The organism is Geobacter metallireducens GS-15 (assembly GCF_000012925.1).
Lineage (GTDB): Bacteria > Desulfobacterota > Desulfuromonadia > Geobacterales > Geobacteraceae > Geobacter > Geobacter metallireducens.
In genome coordinates, this window is sequence record NC_007517.1 from 470,100 (window position 1) to 486,936 (window position 16,837).

Annotated in this window: 20 protein-coding genes and 1 pseudogene; 20 read left to right on the plus strand and 1 reads right to left on the minus strand. The window is 61.2% G+C overall.

All coding sequences use genetic code 11. The annotated features are described in order from the left end of the window. Window positions 1-23: 23 nt before the first annotated feature. The 3 genes and pseudogenes from GMET_RS02115 to GMET_RS19225 all read left to right on the plus strand — a co-directional run. Entirely contained in the window at window positions 24-905 is an 882-nt protein-coding gene (locus tag GMET_RS02115; protein WP_004512395.1) for a radical SAM protein, read from the plus strand. A 92-nt stretch (window positions 906-997) separates the two neighbouring features. Next, on the plus strand, window positions 998-1,267 hold the full coding sequence (locus tag GMET_RS02120; protein WP_004512396.1) for a nucleotidyltransferase family protein: 270 nt from the start codon (window positions 998-1,000) through the stop codon (window positions 1,265-1,267). Window positions 1,268-1,346: 79 nt separating this feature from the next. After that, window positions 1,347-1,670, plus strand: a pseudogene (locus GMET_RS19225) (hypothetical protein); the annotation flags it as partial. On the opposite strand, the gene GMET_RS18720 reads toward GMET_RS19225, so the two are convergent. Further along, on the minus strand, window positions 1,665-1,850 hold the full coding sequence (locus GMET_RS18720; protein ID WP_138983408.1) for a hypothetical protein: 186 nt from the start codon (window positions 1,848-1,850) through the stop codon (window positions 1,665-1,667). The pseudogene GMET_RS19225 and the gene GMET_RS18720 sit on opposite strands and share 6 nt — an antisense overlap. A 69-nt stretch (window positions 1,851-1,919) precedes the next feature. Between GMET_RS18720 and flhA the strand changes: the two genes are divergently transcribed. The 17 genes from flhA (at window position 1,920) to GMET_RS02210 (ending at window position 16,812) form a co-directional block, all read left to right on the plus strand. Beyond that, window positions 1,920-4,004 (plus strand): flagellar biosynthesis protein FlhA, encoded by a 2,085-nt coding sequence (gene flhA / locus GMET_RS02130; protein ID WP_004512398.1) that lies wholly within the window; start codon window positions 1,920-1,922, stop codon window positions 4,002-4,004. Then, complete coding sequence (gene flhF, locus GMET_RS02135; protein ID WP_004512399.1) at window positions 3,994-5,352, plus strand: flagellar biosynthesis protein FlhF; 1,359 nt, start codon at window positions 3,994-3,996, stop codon at window positions 5,350-5,352. Before flhA ends, flhF begins: the two co-directional genes overlap by 11 nt. Beyond that, window positions 5,349-6,284, plus strand: coding sequence for a MinD/ParA family protein (locus GMET_RS02140; RefSeq protein WP_004512400.1), 936 nt, complete (start codon window positions 5,349-5,351; stop codon window positions 6,282-6,284). The genes flhF and GMET_RS02140 overlap by 4 nt, the downstream gene beginning before the upstream one ends. After that, the gene (locus GMET_RS02145) at window positions 6,281-7,033 is read left to right on the plus strand and encodes a FliA/WhiG family RNA polymerase sigma factor (RefSeq protein WP_004512401.1); all 753 of its coding nucleotides are present in this window, start codon (window positions 6,281-6,283) and stop codon (window positions 7,031-7,033) included. The genes GMET_RS02140 and GMET_RS02145 overlap by 4 nt, the downstream gene beginning before the upstream one ends. Before the next feature lie 4 nt (window positions 7,034-7,037). Beyond that, entirely contained in the window at window positions 7,038-7,766 is a 729-nt protein-coding gene (gene flgF, locus GMET_RS02150; protein ID WP_004512402.1) for a flagellar basal-body rod protein FlgF, read from the plus strand. A gap of 82 nt (window positions 7,767-7,848) precedes the next feature. Next, the gene (flgG, locus tag GMET_RS02155; protein ID WP_004512403.1) at window positions 7,849-8,637 is read left to right on the plus strand and encodes a flagellar basal-body rod protein FlgG; all 789 of its coding nucleotides are present in this window, start codon (window positions 7,849-7,851) and stop codon (window positions 8,635-8,637) included. A 46-nt stretch (window positions 8,638-8,683) separates the two neighbouring features. Beyond that, window positions 8,684-9,394: a flagellar basal body P-ring formation chaperone FlgA gene (flgA, locus tag GMET_RS02160; protein WP_004512404.1), complete on the plus strand. Its 711-nt coding sequence runs from the start codon at window positions 8,684-8,686 to the stop codon at window positions 9,392-9,394. A gap of 54 nt (window positions 9,395-9,448) precedes the next feature. Continuing rightward, entirely contained in the window at window positions 9,449-10,129 is a 681-nt protein-coding gene (locus GMET_RS02165) for a flagellar basal body L-ring protein FlgH (RefSeq protein WP_004512405.1), read from the plus strand. Between the two features lie 74 nt (window positions 10,130-10,203). After that, window positions 10,204-11,301, plus strand: coding sequence for a flagellar basal body P-ring protein FlgI (locus tag GMET_RS02170; protein WP_004512406.1), 1,098 nt, complete (start codon window positions 10,204-10,206; stop codon window positions 11,299-11,301). Window positions 11,302-11,461: 160 nt separating this feature from the next. Further along, window positions 11,462-11,827, plus strand: coding sequence for a rod-binding protein (locus tag GMET_RS02175; RefSeq protein ID WP_004512407.1), 366 nt, complete (start codon window positions 11,462-11,464; stop codon window positions 11,825-11,827). Beyond that, entirely contained in the window at window positions 11,824-12,117 is a 294-nt protein-coding gene (flgM, locus tag GMET_RS02180; RefSeq protein ID WP_004512408.1) for a flagellar biosynthesis anti-sigma factor FlgM, read from the plus strand. The genes GMET_RS02175 and flgM overlap by 4 nt, the downstream gene beginning before the upstream one ends. Window positions 12,118-12,134: 17 nt before the next feature. Beyond that, window positions 12,135-12,632: a flagellar protein FlgN gene (locus GMET_RS02185; protein WP_004512409.1), complete on the plus strand. Its 498-nt coding sequence runs from the start codon at window positions 12,135-12,137 to the stop codon at window positions 12,630-12,632. A gap of 3 nt (window positions 12,633-12,635) precedes the next feature. Further along, on the plus strand, window positions 12,636-14,069 hold the full coding sequence (gene flgK / locus GMET_RS02190) for a flagellar hook-associated protein FlgK (protein WP_004512410.1): 1,434 nt from the start codon (window positions 12,636-12,638) through the stop codon (window positions 14,067-14,069). A gap of 41 nt (window positions 14,070-14,110) precedes the next feature. After that, window positions 14,111-14,995, plus strand: a complete 885-nt coding sequence (gene flgL / locus GMET_RS02195) for a flagellar hook-associated protein FlgL (RefSeq protein ID WP_004512411.1) — start codon at window positions 14,111-14,113, stop codon at window positions 14,993-14,995. A gap of 28 nt (window positions 14,996-15,023) precedes the next feature. Further along, window positions 15,024-15,260, plus strand: coding sequence for a carbon storage regulator CsrA (gene csrA, locus GMET_RS02200; RefSeq protein WP_004512412.1), 237 nt, complete (start codon window positions 15,024-15,026; stop codon window positions 15,258-15,260). 6 nt (window positions 15,261-15,266) lie between these two features. Then, window positions 15,267-15,728: a flagellar assembly protein FliW gene (locus GMET_RS02205; protein WP_004512413.1), complete on the plus strand. Its 462-nt coding sequence runs from the start codon at window positions 15,267-15,269 to the stop codon at window positions 15,726-15,728. Between the two features lie 256 nt (window positions 15,729-15,984). Further along, window positions 15,985-16,812, plus strand: a complete 828-nt coding sequence (locus tag GMET_RS02210) for a flagellin (protein WP_011365667.1) — start codon at window positions 15,985-15,987, stop codon at window positions 16,810-16,812. The last annotated feature ends 25 nt before the right edge of the window (window positions 16,813-16,837 follow it).

Here is a 16,837-nt window from a genome sequence, read left to right on the forward strand (position 1 = left end):
ACTAATGGTTAAGGAACCTCCCCATGCCTACCTACATCGAACCCGTCTTCCGCCCACCCAGCGAGGCCCGCAGCCTGATCTTCCAGATCACCATCGGCTGCTCCCAGAACCACTGCGCCTACTGCGGCATGTACAAGATGAAGCGCTTTGCTCTGAAGCCGGTGGAGGAGGTTTTCGCCGAGATCGACGGCATCCCGGGCCGGTACCGTCTCCATGTGGATAGGGTCTTTTTGGCCGACGGCGATGCCCTGGTTTACCCCTTCGAGGGGCTCTGCGCCATCCTCGACCGGCTCGCCGCCACGTTCCCGAACCTCACGCGGGTCGGCTCCTACGCCTCGCCCAACAGTCTCACCACCAAGAGTGTGGATGAGTTGCGGATGCTACGGGAGAAGCGGTTGCGGATCGTCTACTTCGGGCTGGAGTCGGGGGATGACGCGACGCTTGCGGCGGTGAACAAGGGATTTACGGCGGAGAAGATGGCGCAGGAGGCCCTAAAGGCCCGGGAAGCGGGGATGAAGCTGTCGGTTACTGCCATCCTGGGGGTGGCGGGCCGGGGGCGGAGTCTCGATCATGCGCGGGGCACGGCCGCCTGGGTGAACCGGGTGAATCCCGAGTTCTTCTCGCTCCTCACCCTTTTCCGCCGCCACAACGAGGAGTTCGTCGACACCCTGGACCAGTGCACCCGCCGGGAGCTGCTGGCCGAGGCGAAGGAGCTGCTGGCGCACCTCTCCCCCCAGCGAACCATTCTCCGTTCCAACCACGTCTCCAATTTCCTGGAGCTGGCCGGGAGCTATCCCAAGGACCGGGAGCGGCTCATCGCTTCCGTTGAGGAAGCGGTTGCCCATCTTGAGGGGATTCCGGGATATCTGGACGAGGTGCCGGAGTATGGGGAGGAGTATTACTGAGGCAAGGGGTCAGGCGATTCTTATTCTTGCGATACCTATCGGCTTCGGTATAATCACAGCGTTCCAACATCCATAGGTAGTGGGATTTCTTTATGGCGATACGGCAGGAACAGTACGAAAAAATCAAGGAACTGGCTCAGTCGTACGGTGCCACGCGCATTATCCTTTTCCGCAGTGCTGTCGACAACCCAGAAGCTGCCCGGGATATCGATATCGCCTGCGACGGGGTGCGAGGCTGGAAGCTGTATGAGCTTGCAGCCCGCCTTGAAGAGGAACTCCACACGCCGTTTGATGTCGTACCGTTGACCCCCCCGACGCGGTTTACCGAGCTCGTTGAGAAAAGAGGGCGTGTACTGCTGTGACTGCCGATGAACTGCGGGGAGAGATCAGTATAGGGCTGGAAGGGAGCCTACTGTTCGTGAGAAGACAGCCGCCGCAGCTTTTCTTGCCCAGTTTTATGGAGGGGTCGAGAACATACTCAAGCGCATCAGCAGATTCCACGGGATGGAGTTGCCCTCAGGCGCCACCTGGCACTCTGAATTGTTCAGGCGGTTTTGTTCTCCTTCGCTAATTCCCTTGCCGGTTCTTTTCGACGACGCACAGGCGCTGGCACTGGCTCCCTATCGCAAGTTCAGGCATTTTGTGTATCACAGTTACGGATTTCAGGCTGACTGGGAGCGGATGGCCGAAGGCATCGACAATCTCGGTGGTGCGCTTGGTGCCTTCAAGTCTCGCCTGGATCTCTATCTGAACACCCTCTCATAATCCTGCCGGCAGCGTGATTCTCCTCCGTCCTCCGTCAAAACCTTGACCGATACATTTCAAAATGCCGTACTTATGACCTGCTATGTCTCTTATCGGCATGGCTGCGCAATTCTTTAGGCCTTTCCCGCCCGCCACGGACAATACGTTCTCCACGTTTTTCCCCTCATCTCCTTTTTCCATCTGGCACAACGGTTGCAGAATTATGGGTGCGCCCGAAAAGGGCTTGAATTTTCAAGGAGATTTTACCCTATGGCACACCCGGCGGCCGGAGTTGTGGATCTTCAGCCAGCAAAAAGCAACTCGGACATCTACATGGCCGTGGCGCTCATCGGCGTCCTGGCCCTCATGATCGTGCCGCTGCCGGCGATCCTGCTCGATATCTTTCTCGCCGCCAACATCACCATCGCCCTGGCGATCCTCCTGGTGGCCCTCTACACCCAGCAGCCCCTGGATTTCTCCGTCTTCCCGTCGGTACTCCTCGTCACTACCCTCTACCGCCTCGCCCTGAACGTTGCCGGTACGCGGCTCATCCTCCTCCACGGCAACGAGGGGACCGACGCGGCCGGGCACGTGATCAAGGCCTTCGGCCAGTTCGTGGTGGGCGGAAACTTCGTGGTGGGGGCGGTCATCTTCCTGATCCTCGTCATCATCAACTTCACGGTCATCACCAAGGGCGCCGGCCGGGTGGCCGAGGTGGCGGCCCGCTTCACCCTGGACGCCATGCCCGGCAAGCAGATGGCCATCGACGCCGACCTCTCCTCGGGACTCATCAACGAGAAGGAGGCCCGCCGCCGCCGGTCGCGGGTATCGCGGGAGGCCGACTTCTACGGCTCCATGGACGGTGCCAGCAAGTTCGTGCGGGGGGACGCCATCGCCGGCATCCTCATCATGCTGGTGAACATCATCGGCGGGTTTGTCATCGGCGTCTGGCAGAACGGGATGCCCCTCGAAACGGCCCTGTCAAATTATACGCTCCTGACCATCGGTGAGGGGCTCGTGGCCCAGATCCCGGCCCTCATCATCTCCACCGCCGCCGGCATCATCGTGACCCGCTCGGCCGACGAGAAGAATTTCGGCCACGAAATCACCGGTCAGTTCCTCAACTATCCCAAGGCCTTCTACGTCTCCTCTGGGGTCCTCTTCGCCTTCGGCCTCATTCCGGGGCTTCCCCACTTCGCCTTCTTCCTCCTCTCGGGACTGGCCTACATGGGGGGGCGCATGGCCAAGGAGGCTCCCCAGGTGATGGAGGAGGAACTGGCGGCCCTTCCTGCCGCAGCCGAGGCTGGAGAGGGAGAGCAGGCGGCTATCCGCCCTCTGGACATGCTGGAGCTTGAGGTGGGATACGGGCTGGTTCCCATGGTGGATGCGGCCCAGGAGGGTGAACTCCTGGAACGGATCCGCTCCATCCGCCGCCAGTACGCCCAGAAGATGGGGTTTGTGGTGCCGCCGATCCATATCCACGACAACCTGCAGCTGAAGCCCCACGAGTACAACGTCCTCATCAAGGGGGCCAAGGTGGGTGGTGGCGAGCTGGCCGGCCAGTACCTGGCCATGGATTCCGGCGCCGTTGCCGCCCAGGTGGAAGGGGTGCGGACCACGGAGCCGGTCTTTGGCCTGCCGGCCATCTGGATCAGGCCCGAGGTGAAGGAGCAGGCCCAACTCTACGGCTACACCGTGGTGGACAGCACCACGATCATCGCCACCCATATCAGCGAGATCATCAAGAAACATGCCCACGAGATGGTGGGGCGCCAGGAGCTCCAGCAGCTCCTGGACAACCTCTCCTCCAGCTTCCCCAAGGTGGTGGACGAACTGGTGCCGAACCTCCTCAACCTGGGAACGGTGCTCCGGGTCATCAAGAACCTCCTTCGCGAGGGAGTCTCCATCCGGGATCTGCGGACGATCCTGGAGACCCTGGCCGACTACGGCGGGCTCACCAAGGACCCGGAGATGCTCACCGAGTTCACCCGCCAGGCCCTGGGGCGCTACATCGTCGACCAGTACAAGCGGGACGACGAGACCCTCTGCATCATCAGTCTCGACCGCCGGGTGGAGGAGGTCGTGGCCGAAGGAATTCAGCCGTCGGAGCAGGGGAGCTACCTGGCCATCGAGCCGAACACGGCCCAGGTGATCCTCTCCGGCATCCGGCAGGAGATCGAGAAGTTCAACCAGGCGGGGACCAACCCGACGCTTCTGGCGTCACCGTCCATCCGGCGGCACGTGAAGAAGCTCACCGAGCGGTTCGTCCCGAACCTGGCGGTGCTGTCGCACAACGAGATCCCGTCAAACGTCAAAATCCAATCGTTAGGGGTGGTGACGCTCAATGCTGGTTAAAACATTCGAAGCAGTGGACATGTCGGAGGCCCTCCGGAAGGTCAAGGCAGAGCTTGGCCCGGACGCCATGATCATCTCCTCGAAGAAGGAGAAGCGGGGGGGGATCCTCGGGTTTTTCTCCAAAGAGGTGGTGCAGGTGACCGCCGGCATCGAGATGAAGCCCCGGCAGCCGGCACCGAGCCAGAATCCCTACCGGGAGGCCCAGGAGGAGACCCTCTCCGCCAAGGAGATGATGGAGAACTCCATGCTGGGACCCCTGGCCCGGGAGCTGAAGGATCTGCGGGAGCGGGTCGAGGTCCTCACCCGCAAGGAAACGGCCGCAAAGGCCCAGGCAGCGTCCCAGGTCTTGCCCGCCGCTCCTGTGGTGGAGAAGGTCGTTCCGTCACCCCCCGCCGACTCCGTGCCCAAGACGATCCAGAAGCAGGACCTGGAGGAGATGAAGAAGCTCCTCTTCAAGACCCTGGCTGCCAAGGAGGCCGGCGAGGGGGTAACCCCCGCCGAGAAGGCTGAAGTCCTTGCGAAGCCTGCGGCGGCTCCGGCCGACGGCGGCAAGGGGGGCTTCAAGGGGACACTCCGGGTGATCATGAGCGAGCTGCACCGCAAAGGGCTGGAGCGGGGTTCGGTGCGGGCGGTCATGGAGCAGGTGGAGCCCGAGGCCAAGAAGGGGGGGACCGTGGAGGCGCTCCGCTCATTCCTTCCCAATGCCTTCACCTCCGTCATCAAATGTGCCGGTCCCGTGGCCTTCAAGAAGAACAGCCCGCGGATCGTGGCCCTGGTGGGGCCTACGGGGGTCGGCAAGACCACCACCATTGCCAAGCTGGCGGCCCACTACGCCCTACGGGAGAATCACCGGGCCGCCCTCATCACTATCGACAATTTTCGGGTCGGCGCGGTAGAGCAGCTCAAGACCTACTCACGCATCATGGGGGTTCCCGTGGAGGTGGCATCGACGCCTGCCGAACTGGAGGCGGCCATCGAGCTCCACTCCGACAAGGAGCTGATCCTCATCGATACGGCCGGCAGAAGCCACAAGGATAACGAGAAGATCGAGGAGCTGAAGGGATTCCTGGAGTCGCGGTTCGCCATCGAGATTCACCTCTGTCTCGCGGCCACCACCCGTGACCGGGAGATCCTGGAGGTGGTGGAGCGGTTCGGCGTCCTCCCCATCTCCCGCGTCATCTTCACCAAGCTGGACGAGAGCGAGAGCTACGGCACCATCGTCAACGCCCACCTCCGGACAAAGTTCCCGCTCTCTTACTTCACCACCGGGCAACGGGTGCCCGAGGATCTTGAAATAGCAACGCCCGGCAGGGTAGCCGGGCTTGTCCTGGGGGAGATCAAGGAATGAACGTCACGGCGACCACGGGAGATCAGGCAGACAGCCTCCGGCAGTTGGCCACCTCCGTAAACAAGAAGCGCAAGGCCTCGGCGGCCCGTGCCCTTGAAGGGCAGAGCCTGAAGGGAATCAGGGTCATCTCCGTGACCAGCGGCAAGGGGGGAGTCGGCAAGAGCAATGTCGTCGTCAACCTGGCCCTGGCCCTGGCCGGCAAGGGGAAGAAGGTCCTGGTCATCGACGCGGATCTGGGGCTCGGCAATATCGATGTCCTCCTGGGGCTGACTCCCGACTACACCCTGAACGACGTCTTTGCCGGCAGAAAGCGGCTTGAGGAGATTATTATCGAGGGGCCGGGGGGCATCCGGATCATCCCGGCCGGGTCGGGGCTCCCCGACTTCACCTCCCTGGGGCTCCAGGAGCGCGTCAAAATCATGGACGAACTCGACGCCCTGGAAGAAGATTTCGACATCCTCATCGTCGACACCGGGGCGGGGATTTCCGAGAACGTGGCCTACTTCAACACTGCCTCCCAGGAGATCGTGGTGGTGGTGACGCCGGAGCCCACCTCCATCACCGACGTCTACGCCCTCATCAAGCTTCTGGCCACGCGGCATTCCGAGCGCTACTTCAAGGTGCTCGTCAACATGGCCCGGGACACCGACGACGCTCTCCAGGTCTTCGCCAAGCTCTCCAACGTGACGAGCAGGTTTCTTGACATCTCCCTGGACTATCTGGGGTGCGTCCTGCGGGACGACGCCATCCTCGAGGCGGTCAAGAGCCAGAAACCGGTCATCGAACTCTTGCCCGACTCCCCCGCCGCCGGCTGCTTCGCCACCCTGGCCCGGCGGATCCTGGAAAACGGCGGCGAGCACCGGCTCAAGGGCAACGTGCAGTTCTTCTTCAGGAGATTCCTCAGCGCCGACGCCGAAATGGAGAACGTATGAACTGTCTGGTAAAGGCATACGAGCAGGAGGCTCAGCGTTCGTCGGCCCAGTCCCGCGACGAGCTGATCGTTACCCATCTCCCCCTGGTGAAATTTCTGGTGGGACGGATCGCGACCCAGTTACCCCCCCACCTGGACCAGGATGATCTCATGAGCGCCGCCGTTATCGGTCTCATCACCGCCGCCGAGCGGTTCGACCCATCCCGGGGGGTGCAGTTCAAGACCTTTGCCGAACAGCGGATCAGGGGGACCATCATCGACGAGCTCCGTTCCCAGGACTGGCTCACCCGGTCCCTGCGGGACAAGTTCAAGAAGCTGGAGCGGGAGTTCGTGATGCTGGAGCACCGGCTCGGCCGCAACCCAACCAGCGAAGAGGTGGCCAAGTCCCTGGAAATCAGCGTGGACGACTACCACCACATGCTGGAGGAGATTCACCTCCTCTCCTTCGTTAGTCTCGACGAGTCGTGGGAGGACGAGGACGGCAGCCCCTTCGGGCTTCTGGATATCCTGGAGGATAAGGGGGTCGAGAATCCCCAGAGCCAGCTCATGGCCCGGCAGATGCTCGATACGCTCACCGAGGCCATCGAGGGACTCCCCGAGAAAGAGCGGCTCGTGATCACCTTCTACTACTACGAGGAACTGAACCTGAAGGAGATCGGCGCGGTGCTTGATCTCTCCGAGTCGCGCATCTCCCAGCTCCACAGCCAGGCCATCGTCCGTCTGCGGGCGAAGATGAAGAACATGAGGTGAATCCATGAACAGCGGTATCTATTCGGCACTCACGGGGAACGTCGCGGCCATGAAACGGCTCGATGTGCTGTCCAACAACCTGGCCAACGTCAACACCCCTGGTTTCAAGAAGGACCGGATGACCTTCGAGAGCATGCTCCAGACGGTGGGAGCCCAGCCCCGTCCCGGCGGCGGCACCGATGCACCGGTATTCGCGGAGACCACCTTCTTCACCGACTACTCCCCCGGCTCCGTGAAGCAGACCGGCAACCCCTTCGATCTGGCCATAGACGGTGACGGCTTCTTCGCCGTCACTACAGCCGACGGGCAGCGGGCCTACACCCGGCAGGGGAATTTCCGCCTCGATTCGACCGGCCGGCTCGTGACCGCTGACGGCGCCCAGGTGGCCGGCGGCGTCGTTATTGCTGGGGGAAAGGTGGACATCAACGGCAAGGGGGAGGTCTTGGTGGACGGGAGCCAGGTGGGGCGGCTGGAGGTGGTCGATTTTCCCAAGCCCTATGCCCTCCAGAAGCTCGGCGGCGGGCTCTTCGTGCCGGCCGACCCCCAGGCCACGCCCAATCCGGTGACCGGTGAGAAGGTGATGCAGGGGGCCATCGAGGAGTCCAACGTGAACACCGTCCAGGAGATGGTGCAGCTCATCGAGACGAACCGCTACTTCGAGATGTGCTCCAAGGTGGTCAAGGCCTACGACGACCTGACCGGCAAGGCGGCTAACGAAATCGGGAAGATCTAGGGACCCGGGACCGGGGACCGGTAATTCGTAGGGGCGGACTGCGTCCGCCCAGGGCGCACGGAAACAATACAAGGAGAAAAACATGATCAGAGCACTGTGGACGGCGGCCTCAGGGATGCAGGCCCAGCAGACGAACATCGACGTCGTCGCTAACAACCTGGCCAACGTCAACACCGCGGGGTTCAAGAAGAGCCGGGCCGACTTCCAGGATCTCATGTACCAGAACATGAAGACCACCGGTTCCCCCTCCACCAACACCACACAGGTGCCGTCCGGCATCCAGATCGGTCTCGGGGCCAAGCTGGCGGCGGTCACCAAGATCTTTACCATCGGTAACATTAACCAGACCGGCAACGAGCTGGATATGGCCATCGAGGGGGACGGCTTCTACCAAATCCAGATGCCCGACGGCACCACCACCTACACTCGTTCCGGCGCCTTCAAGCGGGACAGCCAGGGGCGTGTGGTCACTTCCGACGGCTATCCCCTGATCCCCGAGATTGTCATCCCCAACAACGCCACAGCCATCAACATCGGCAACGACGGGACCGTTTCCGTCTCCCAGGCGGGGCAGAAGAGCCCCACCAACGTAGGAAACATCCAGCTGGCCATGTTCTCCAACCCGTCGGGGCTTCTGGCCATCGGCAAGAACCTCTTCCAGGAGTCCGACTCCTCGGGCAACGCCACCACCGGCACGCCGGGCCAGAACGGCCTGGGCACCACGGCCCAGGGGTTCCTGGAGATGAGTAACGTGAGCGTCATGGAAGAGATGGTGAACATGATCACGGGGCAGCGGGCCTACGAGGTGAACTCCAAGGCGGTCCAGACCGCCGACGAGATGCTCCAGACGGCCAACAGCCTCAAGCGGTAATAATCGGGGCTCTGGGACCAGGGACCGGGGACCGGGAAAGACACCTATGAGATTAGCAGCGGTAATAGCAGTGCTGGTGCTTGTTGTGGGGACAGCGGCGTTTGCCGCCCCGGCCTTCCAGACCATCTCCAATGCCCGGGTGAAGGCGGCCATCGCCGAATTCGTCCGCCAGAAGACCGACGGCCTCGGCATGGAGACGACCCTGAAGCGGATCGGCTTTCAGGGGGATCTGAAGGTCCCCGTCGGCGAGGTCAGCTTCGAGGTGGCCGCTCCGAACCGGTGGGAAGGGTGGGGGAAGGCGAATCTGGCCGTCATCGTCCGGGTAAACGATCGGGTGGAGCGGAACATCTCCGTCCCCGTGGAGGTGGAGGCCCTTGGCGACACGGTGGTGGTGCTCCGGGCTCTGGAGCGGGGCGACGTCATCGGCGCCGCCGATGTGACGGTACAGCGGCGCGACCTCTCGACTCTTACGGGGCGGGTCTACCGGAGCGCGGACGAGGTGATTGGCAAGCGGGCCCGGATGCCGGTGCGCGCCAATATGCCGCTGCGGGGAGACCAGCTCGAAAAGGTGCCCTTGGTCAAGAGCGGCCAGTTGGTCACCATTCTCGTGGAAAACCAGGCCATGCGCCTCACCGCCACTGGCAAGGCCCGGGGCAACGGCGCCGAGGGGGACATCGTCATGGTCCAGAACCTCGGCTCCCTCAAGGAAGTGCCGGCCCGGGTGATTGATGCCGGCACCGTACAGGTGGATTTCTAGGTGTTACTGGTCCCCGGTCCCGGATCCCGGGTCCCCGGCCTTCAGGAGTTGTCAGTGAAACGATTGGCAGTGTCAATACTTTGTCTTGCCCTGGCCGGCTGCGCCATCGAGAAGGCTGAAGTGAGAACCCCCTCCTTTGATGAACAGCTTCCGGCGCCCCAGCCCTCCTACGCCAGCGGCTCCATCTGGCAGGCGGCGTCGGCGGGGATCGCCGAGGACCACAAGGCCCGCAGGAAGGGCGACATCATCACGGTCGTGATCGTCGAGAACGCCAGCGCCAGCAAGCAGGCCACCACCGATACGGACCGCAAGGCCAGCATTTCGGCCAGCATTCCCTACCTCATGGGGCTTGAGAAGCAGAAGCTGATCCTGGGCAAGCTGACGGGCGCCGACCTCGGCAACCTCCTGGGGGCCAGCACCGACTCCACCTTCGGGGGAAGCGGCGCCACCACCCGGAAGGAAAATCTCGTGGCCACCATGAGCGCCAAGATCATCGACGTCCTCCCCAACGGCAACTTCCTCATCGAGGGGCGGCGCAACGTGAAGGTGAACAACGAGGACCAGATCATCATCCTCCAGGGGACCGTGCGTCCCCGGGACGTGTCGCCGGACAACACGGTCAATTCCAGCCTCATCGCCGATGCCCGCATCACCTACACCGGCGAGGGGGTCATCAGCGACCGGCAGCGGCCGGGGTGGTTGATGAATTTCCTTGACTATATCTGGCCGTTTTAACGGCCGGGACTAGGGACCGGGGACCAGGGACCAGGAAAACCAGCGTCCCGGATCACGGATCACGGATCACTACTATGATTAAACGAATTATCTCCATAGTGTTTCTCCTCCTTACCCTTCCCCAGCTGGCCCTGGCGGTCCGGATCAAGGACATCGCCAGCTTCGACGGGGTGCGGGAGAACCAGCTCATCGGCTACGGCCTTGTGGTGGGGCTCAACGGCACCGGCGACAGCGACCAGACCAACTTCCCGGTCCAGTCCCTGGCGAACGTGCTGGAGCGGATGGGGGTCACGGTGAACCGCAACGACATCACCGTGAAGAACGTGGCCGCCGTCATGGTGACCGCCAATCTTCCCCCCTTTGCCAAGCAGGGGACCCGCATCGACACCCTCGTGTCATCCATGGGCGACGCCAAGAGCATCGCCGGCGGCACCCTCCTCATGACACCCCTCAAGGGTGCCGACGGCCGGGTCTACGCCGTGGCCCAAGGGGGGGTGCTGACCAACTCCTTCTCCTACGGGGGGCAGGCGGCGTCGGCCCAGAAGAACCACCCCACGGCGGGACGCGTCCCCAATGGCGGCCTGGTGGAACTGGAGCTTCCCAACGTGCTGTCCGATCGGGGGCAGCTCCGCCTCAACCTCCATCAGCCCGACTTCACCACCGCCACCCGCATCGCCCAGGCAGTGAACGAGCGGTTCAAGGGGGGCGTTGCCGCGGCCACCGACCCCGGCGCGGTCATGATGAACCTGCCTGAAGCCTACAAGGGACGGGTCGTGGAGTTCGTGGCCGACATGGAGCGCCTGGAAGTGCGTCCCGATGCCATGGCCAAGGTGGTCCTCAACGAGCGGACCGGCACCATCGTCATCGGCGATAATGTCAGAATTTCGACAGTGGCCGTTTCCCACGGGAACCTCACCCTCTACATCAAGGAGACCCCCAAGGTCTCCCAACCCGCGCCCTTCAGCAAGACCGGCGAAACCGTCGTGGTCCCGCGCACCGAGATCAAGGTGAACGAGGGGGGCGGCGGGCTCGCCGTGGTGAAGGAGGGGGCCAGCATTGGCGAGGTGGTCCGGGCCCTCAATGCCCTCGGCGTGACGCCCCGGGATCTGATCGGCATCCTCCAGGCCATCAAGGCCGCCGGGGCCATGCAGGCCGAGGTGGAAGTGATTTAGAGGCCGGAACCTGGGATCGGGGACCAGGGACCAGGAAAGGCATTTACCGGTCCCGGATCCCCGGTCCCTGGTCCCGGTCTGTTTGGCATGCAACATGCTGCATACCAAACAGACTTGATTTTTTGCTCAAGTTTTCACGGTTTTTGTCGAAAGGAAGAGTATGCAGACCTCCATTTCTCCCGATACCCTCGTTCAGGAGAGCGATGCCTCCCGCGCCCGGCAACTGGCGGCCCGGAAAGACAACGCCAAGGCTGCCCGTAAGGTGGCCCAGGAGTTCGAGGCCATGTTCGTCGGCATGATGCTCAAGTCGATGCGCGAGACCGTGGGGAAAGACAAGCTCACCGGCGGCGGCAAGGGGGAAGAGATGTTCCAGTCGATGCTCGACCAGGAGTACTCCACCGCCATTGCCACGAGCCAGGGGGGAATCGGGCTTGCCTCCATGATCGAGAAGCAGCTTGTGCGGGAGGCGGCGCCCCGCGGCGAAAAAACGCCGGTTACGGTTTTGAAAGGTAGAGAGAAGAAATGACTGCAATCAACGATATTGTATCCCTTTCCAGCACCGCCGCCATGCGTCCTGCAACCGGGGAGAAGCAGGCCAAGCCTGTGCAGGCTCCCGCCGCCGGAACGGTCCAGTCCTCCGACCGGGTTGAGCTTTCCCTCGGCAAGGTGCAGGTGGAGCGGCTGAAGGAGATCGCTCCGGCGGAAGAAACCGTTCGCACCGACCGGGTTGCTGCCTTGAAACAGCAGGTGGCCGGCGGCTCCTACACGGTCGACAGCAGGCTTGTGGCCGGCAAGATGCTGGCCCTGTTCCGCTAGGACGACGGAGGAGACGAATGTCACAAGGAATGACGAATCTGGCGGATGTGCTCCACGCCCGCAGGGCGAGCATGGAGGAAATGATCCGGCTTCTGGCGGAAGAGCGGGAGGCAACCATCAGTTGCGATACCGAGCGACTCCACGAGGCAACGGCACGCAAGCTGGAGGTGGCCGCCGCCATGGAAGTGCTCGACGGCAACTGCCGCCAGCTCATGGCCAACGAGGCGGAGCGCCTCGGCCTGCCGGCTAATGCAACCCTCTCTCCCATTATCGCCAGGAGCGCCCCTGCCGAACAGGCTGAACTCACCGCGCTGCAGAAGAAGATTGCGTTCCTTGCTGGCGAGATTCGGCAATTGGTGGACGACAACCGGCGGTTCCTGGGGAACTCCATCGCCACCATCAACCGCTCTCTCGCCTTTTTCCAGAGCCGCTTCACGGTTTCCGAGACCTACGGCGGCTCCGGGCAGATGGTGGAGCGGGGTGCCAACTCCAGTTTACTCCGCAGGGAGATCTAACCCATGGCCATACAGAGCATCCTCGACATCGGCAAGTCCAGCCTGATTGCCCAACGGCTCGCCCTTGAGGTGACGAGCGAGAATATCACCAACGTCAATACTCCCGGCTATTCGCGGCAGACAACGGTTCTCGCGACGGGAATCACGACCATGGAGCGCGGGTTTCCCATGGGAACCGGCGTCAAGGTGGCGGATATCCAGCGGGCCTACGACGCCTTTCTGCAGTCGCAACTCTCCAAAGAGAATACCGATAACGGTTTCGGTACGGCGGTTCTCTCCTCCATGAAGCGGACCGAACAACTCTTCAATGATTTAACCACCGACGGCCTTGGTAAGGCGATGCAGAACTTCTTCAACGCCTGGCAGGACCTCACCGCCAACCCCCAGGGGCAGCCCGAGCGTCAGGCGGTTCTTTCTATGGGACAGCAGCTGGTGGACCAGTTTCAGCGGATCAATGGCTACCTCAACGATGTGAAGAACGAGGCCAACAAATCCCTTGAAGGGCTCACTTCGGACGTTAACGACAAAATCGGTCAAATCGCCTCGCTGAACGACCAGATCAAGCAGATCGAGATCCAGGGGGGGCATGCGAACGAGTTGCGTGACCAGCGCGATCTCCTTGTGCGCCAGCTGTCATCGAAGGTCGGGATCACCTATGTGGAAAACGGCGACGGGACTCTGAGCGTTAGCCTTACTCTCGGGCAGCCGCTGGTCATTGGCGACAAGGCGGCAAAACTTTCCCTTGAGCCCGATCCAGGCAACTCCAGTTACTACAAGATCATGGCTACCTCCCCCGGCGGCAATACCGCGGTGGATATCAGCACCATTGCCGGAGGACCCGGCAACGCCCAGGGAGAGATGGGGGGGGCGCTTCAAGTTCGGGATACGCTCATCAACGGCTTTCTCTCCGACCTGGACGAACTGGCGTACAACCTCGCGAACGAGGTGAACAGTGTTCACTCGGCCAGTTACGGCCTCACCGGCACTACGGGACTAAACTTTTTTAATCCTCCTGCTGCGATGGCTGGCTACAGCGGCAAGGGGGGGATTTCTCTCGCCATCTCAAAGACCTCTGACGTCGCTGCCGCCGACAGCGATCCTCTAACCGGCGGCACCGGCAACAACAAGAGTGCCTCCAGTATCGCCAGCATTTATGACAAGGTTCTGGCTACCTCGGGTGGCAATTTGACGCTGGAGGGATTCTTCAACTCCCTAGTCGGCAAGGTGGGAGTGTCGGTGCAGGATGCAACCCGCAGGGCTGACCAGTCGGGCGGAATCCTTAAGCAGCTCGACAATCTGCGCGAGTCCAATTCCGGCGTCTCCCTCGACGAAGAGTTGGCCAACTTGGTCAAGTATCAGAAGGCCTATGAAGGGGCCGCCAAGCTGATCAATGTCGGTTCGGACATGATGGACACCATCCTCGGCCTCATCCGTTAGTATTGGAGCGAGATCAAGACTCGGGAACGGAGACCCATATTATGCGTGTAACCCAGAACACTACGGCTAACCTCGTCACCAACAACCTCCAGACCATCCGCAAGAGGACCGAGGATCTGCAACAGCAGGCCTCCACTGGCTACAAGGTCAGTACGGCCAGCGACGATCCGGTGACGGCCCAGCAGATTCTCCACATGAAATCACTCATGACCGCTGGCGATCAGTATGCCCGCAACATTTCAAATGGCATTGCCTGGCTCACCATGAGCGAGGGAGCCATGTCTGAGCTGGGTAACGTCATTACGCGGGCCAAGGAGCTTGCTGTGGCGATGTCGAGCGAAACCAATAACGCCAACTCTCGGGCTGCTGCCGTTAATGAGTTCAAGGAACTCAAGGCCCAGATCATCACCCTCGGCAACACCCAGCTTAACGGCAGATACATCTTCGGCGGCTTCAAGAACGATACCCCTCCCTTCGATGCGTCGGGGAACTTTAACGGCACTGACGACGCCATCATGGTGGAGGTGGACCGGGGTTCTTCCGTACAGATGAACTATTCCGGGGGGCAGTTGATCCGCGGAACCGGCGGGGGAACTGACATTATTTCCAGCCTCGACAATATCATCAATGCACTGGGTGCTGATAATACCAGTGGCGTCCAGGCAGAGCTGTCGACTTTGGATAACGCCTTGGGGCAGGTGCTCGCAACCCGTACCGATCTCGGCGCTCGGATGAGCCATTTTAATGCGGCTAATAATATCGTCAACGACATGAAGCTGAGTCTCACCAAGATTACCTCAGACAAGCAGGATATAGATCTGATGCAGGTCATCAGCGATCTATCCAAGCAGCAGACGGCATATCAGGCGGCAGTGGCTGCTTCGGCAAAGGTTTCACAGGTTTCGCTTCTCGACTACCTCAGGTAAGAGGGGGAGCGCCAGGAGGGCACAATTTATGCTGGTATTAACGAGAAAAATGGGCGAAACGATCACTATCGGCGATCAGATCAGGATCAAGGTGGTGGAGATGAAGGGGAACCAGGTGCGGCTCGGCATCGAGGCTCCCGGCGACATGCGCATCTACCGGGAGGAGATCTACCTCAAGGTCCAGAAGGAAAACCAACTGGCGGCCGCCTGGAGCCTGGAAGACCTTGAGAGTGCAGTCAACTTTGCCGGTGCCGGGAAGGAGTAACGTATTGTGAAAATTGAAACCTCTCGTTTTGGGCTGCTTGACATTGATGACGATAAGATCATAACTCTGCCGGACGCCATGCCGGGCTTTGCCGAGACCCGCTTCACGCTCCTGAATCCCGAAAAGCACGCACCGTTTTGTTGGCTTCAATCGGTGGACAATCCTGATCTCGCGTTTGTTATGGTGGACGCGCGGCAGACATTACCCGACTACGCAGTTTCCCTTACCTCTGATGAATATGAGCGGTTATCCCTCGACGAAAAGTCGAACACAGTTGTTTTTCTCGTGGTTACGCTCGCCACCGACCCAGCGGACATCACGGTCAATCTCCAGGGGCCCATTGTTCTCAACCCTGAGCGGATGATCGCAAAGCAGATCGTTCTCGAAGGGAGCAGGTTTCCGTCACGGCATCCCCTGTTCGGCATTGCCAAAGGAAGGGAGACCGTCGAGACTTCTTGCGCCGGTTGACCCGTGGCGTGGCTGCCGGCCTGTTGATGAGAGCCTCTCGACGCCCGTCGGGAGGCTTTTTTGCAAAAAATCAGTAAATGTAATTTTTTTTCTAAAGTTTTTTTTGCCCCTGCCGATAACGTTACCAAGAGCAGCAAGCGTGAGGGAAACCTCGCCGGCCACCGCCGGGGCCCAGGCGGAAAATGGCAAGATCGACCTAACGCACACCTTAAAGGGGTACGGAAACCCCAAAACAATCTCACGGAGGATTTACACCATGGCACTCACAGTCAACACCAACGTCGCATCCCTCAACGCCCAACGCAACCTCGCTTCGACCCAGGTATCCCTCAACCAGTCCCTGCAGCGCCTTTCTTCCGGCCTCCGGATCAATAGCGCCGCCGACGACGCCGCCGGTCTCGCCATTTCCGAGGGGATGAAGGCGAAGATCCGCTCCATGAACCAGGCCGTCCGTAACGCCAACGACGGTGTGTCTCTTGTGCAGACCGCTGAAGGCGCCCTGAACGAAGTGAGCAACATCCTGGGCCGGATGCGCGAACTTTCTACCCAGGCCGCAACCGGCACCCTGACCACCGCTCAGCGTTCCTACATCAACGGTGAATTCCAGCAACTCAGGTCGGAGATTACCCGTATTGCCGCTGCCACCACGTTCAACGGCACGAACCTTCTCAGCTCCGCCAAGACCATCAAGATTCAGATCGGTACCGGCAACAGCTCCTTTGACAAGCTTTCCATTGCCCTGAGCTCCATGAACGCAAGTAACGCACTGCTCGTTAGGGGCAGCATCGGTGGTGCCAGCGGTGGTATTGCCCAAGCCATGCTCGCAACCCTAGACACGGCGATCGACAAGGTTTCCAAGACCCGCGCTGGCCTCGGTGCCATCCAGAACCGCCTCCAGTCCACCATCAACAACCTGCAGGTTGCCGTGGAGAATACCTCGGCTGCACAATCCCGGATTGCCGACGCCGATATCGCGTCGGAAACCGCTGCCATGACTCGTGCCAATATCTTGACTCAGGCAGGCACCTCTATTCTGGCACAAGCCAACCAGGCTCCGCAGACAGCTTTGAGCCTGCTTCGCTAAAACACGTTGACACTGCAGTAGTAAA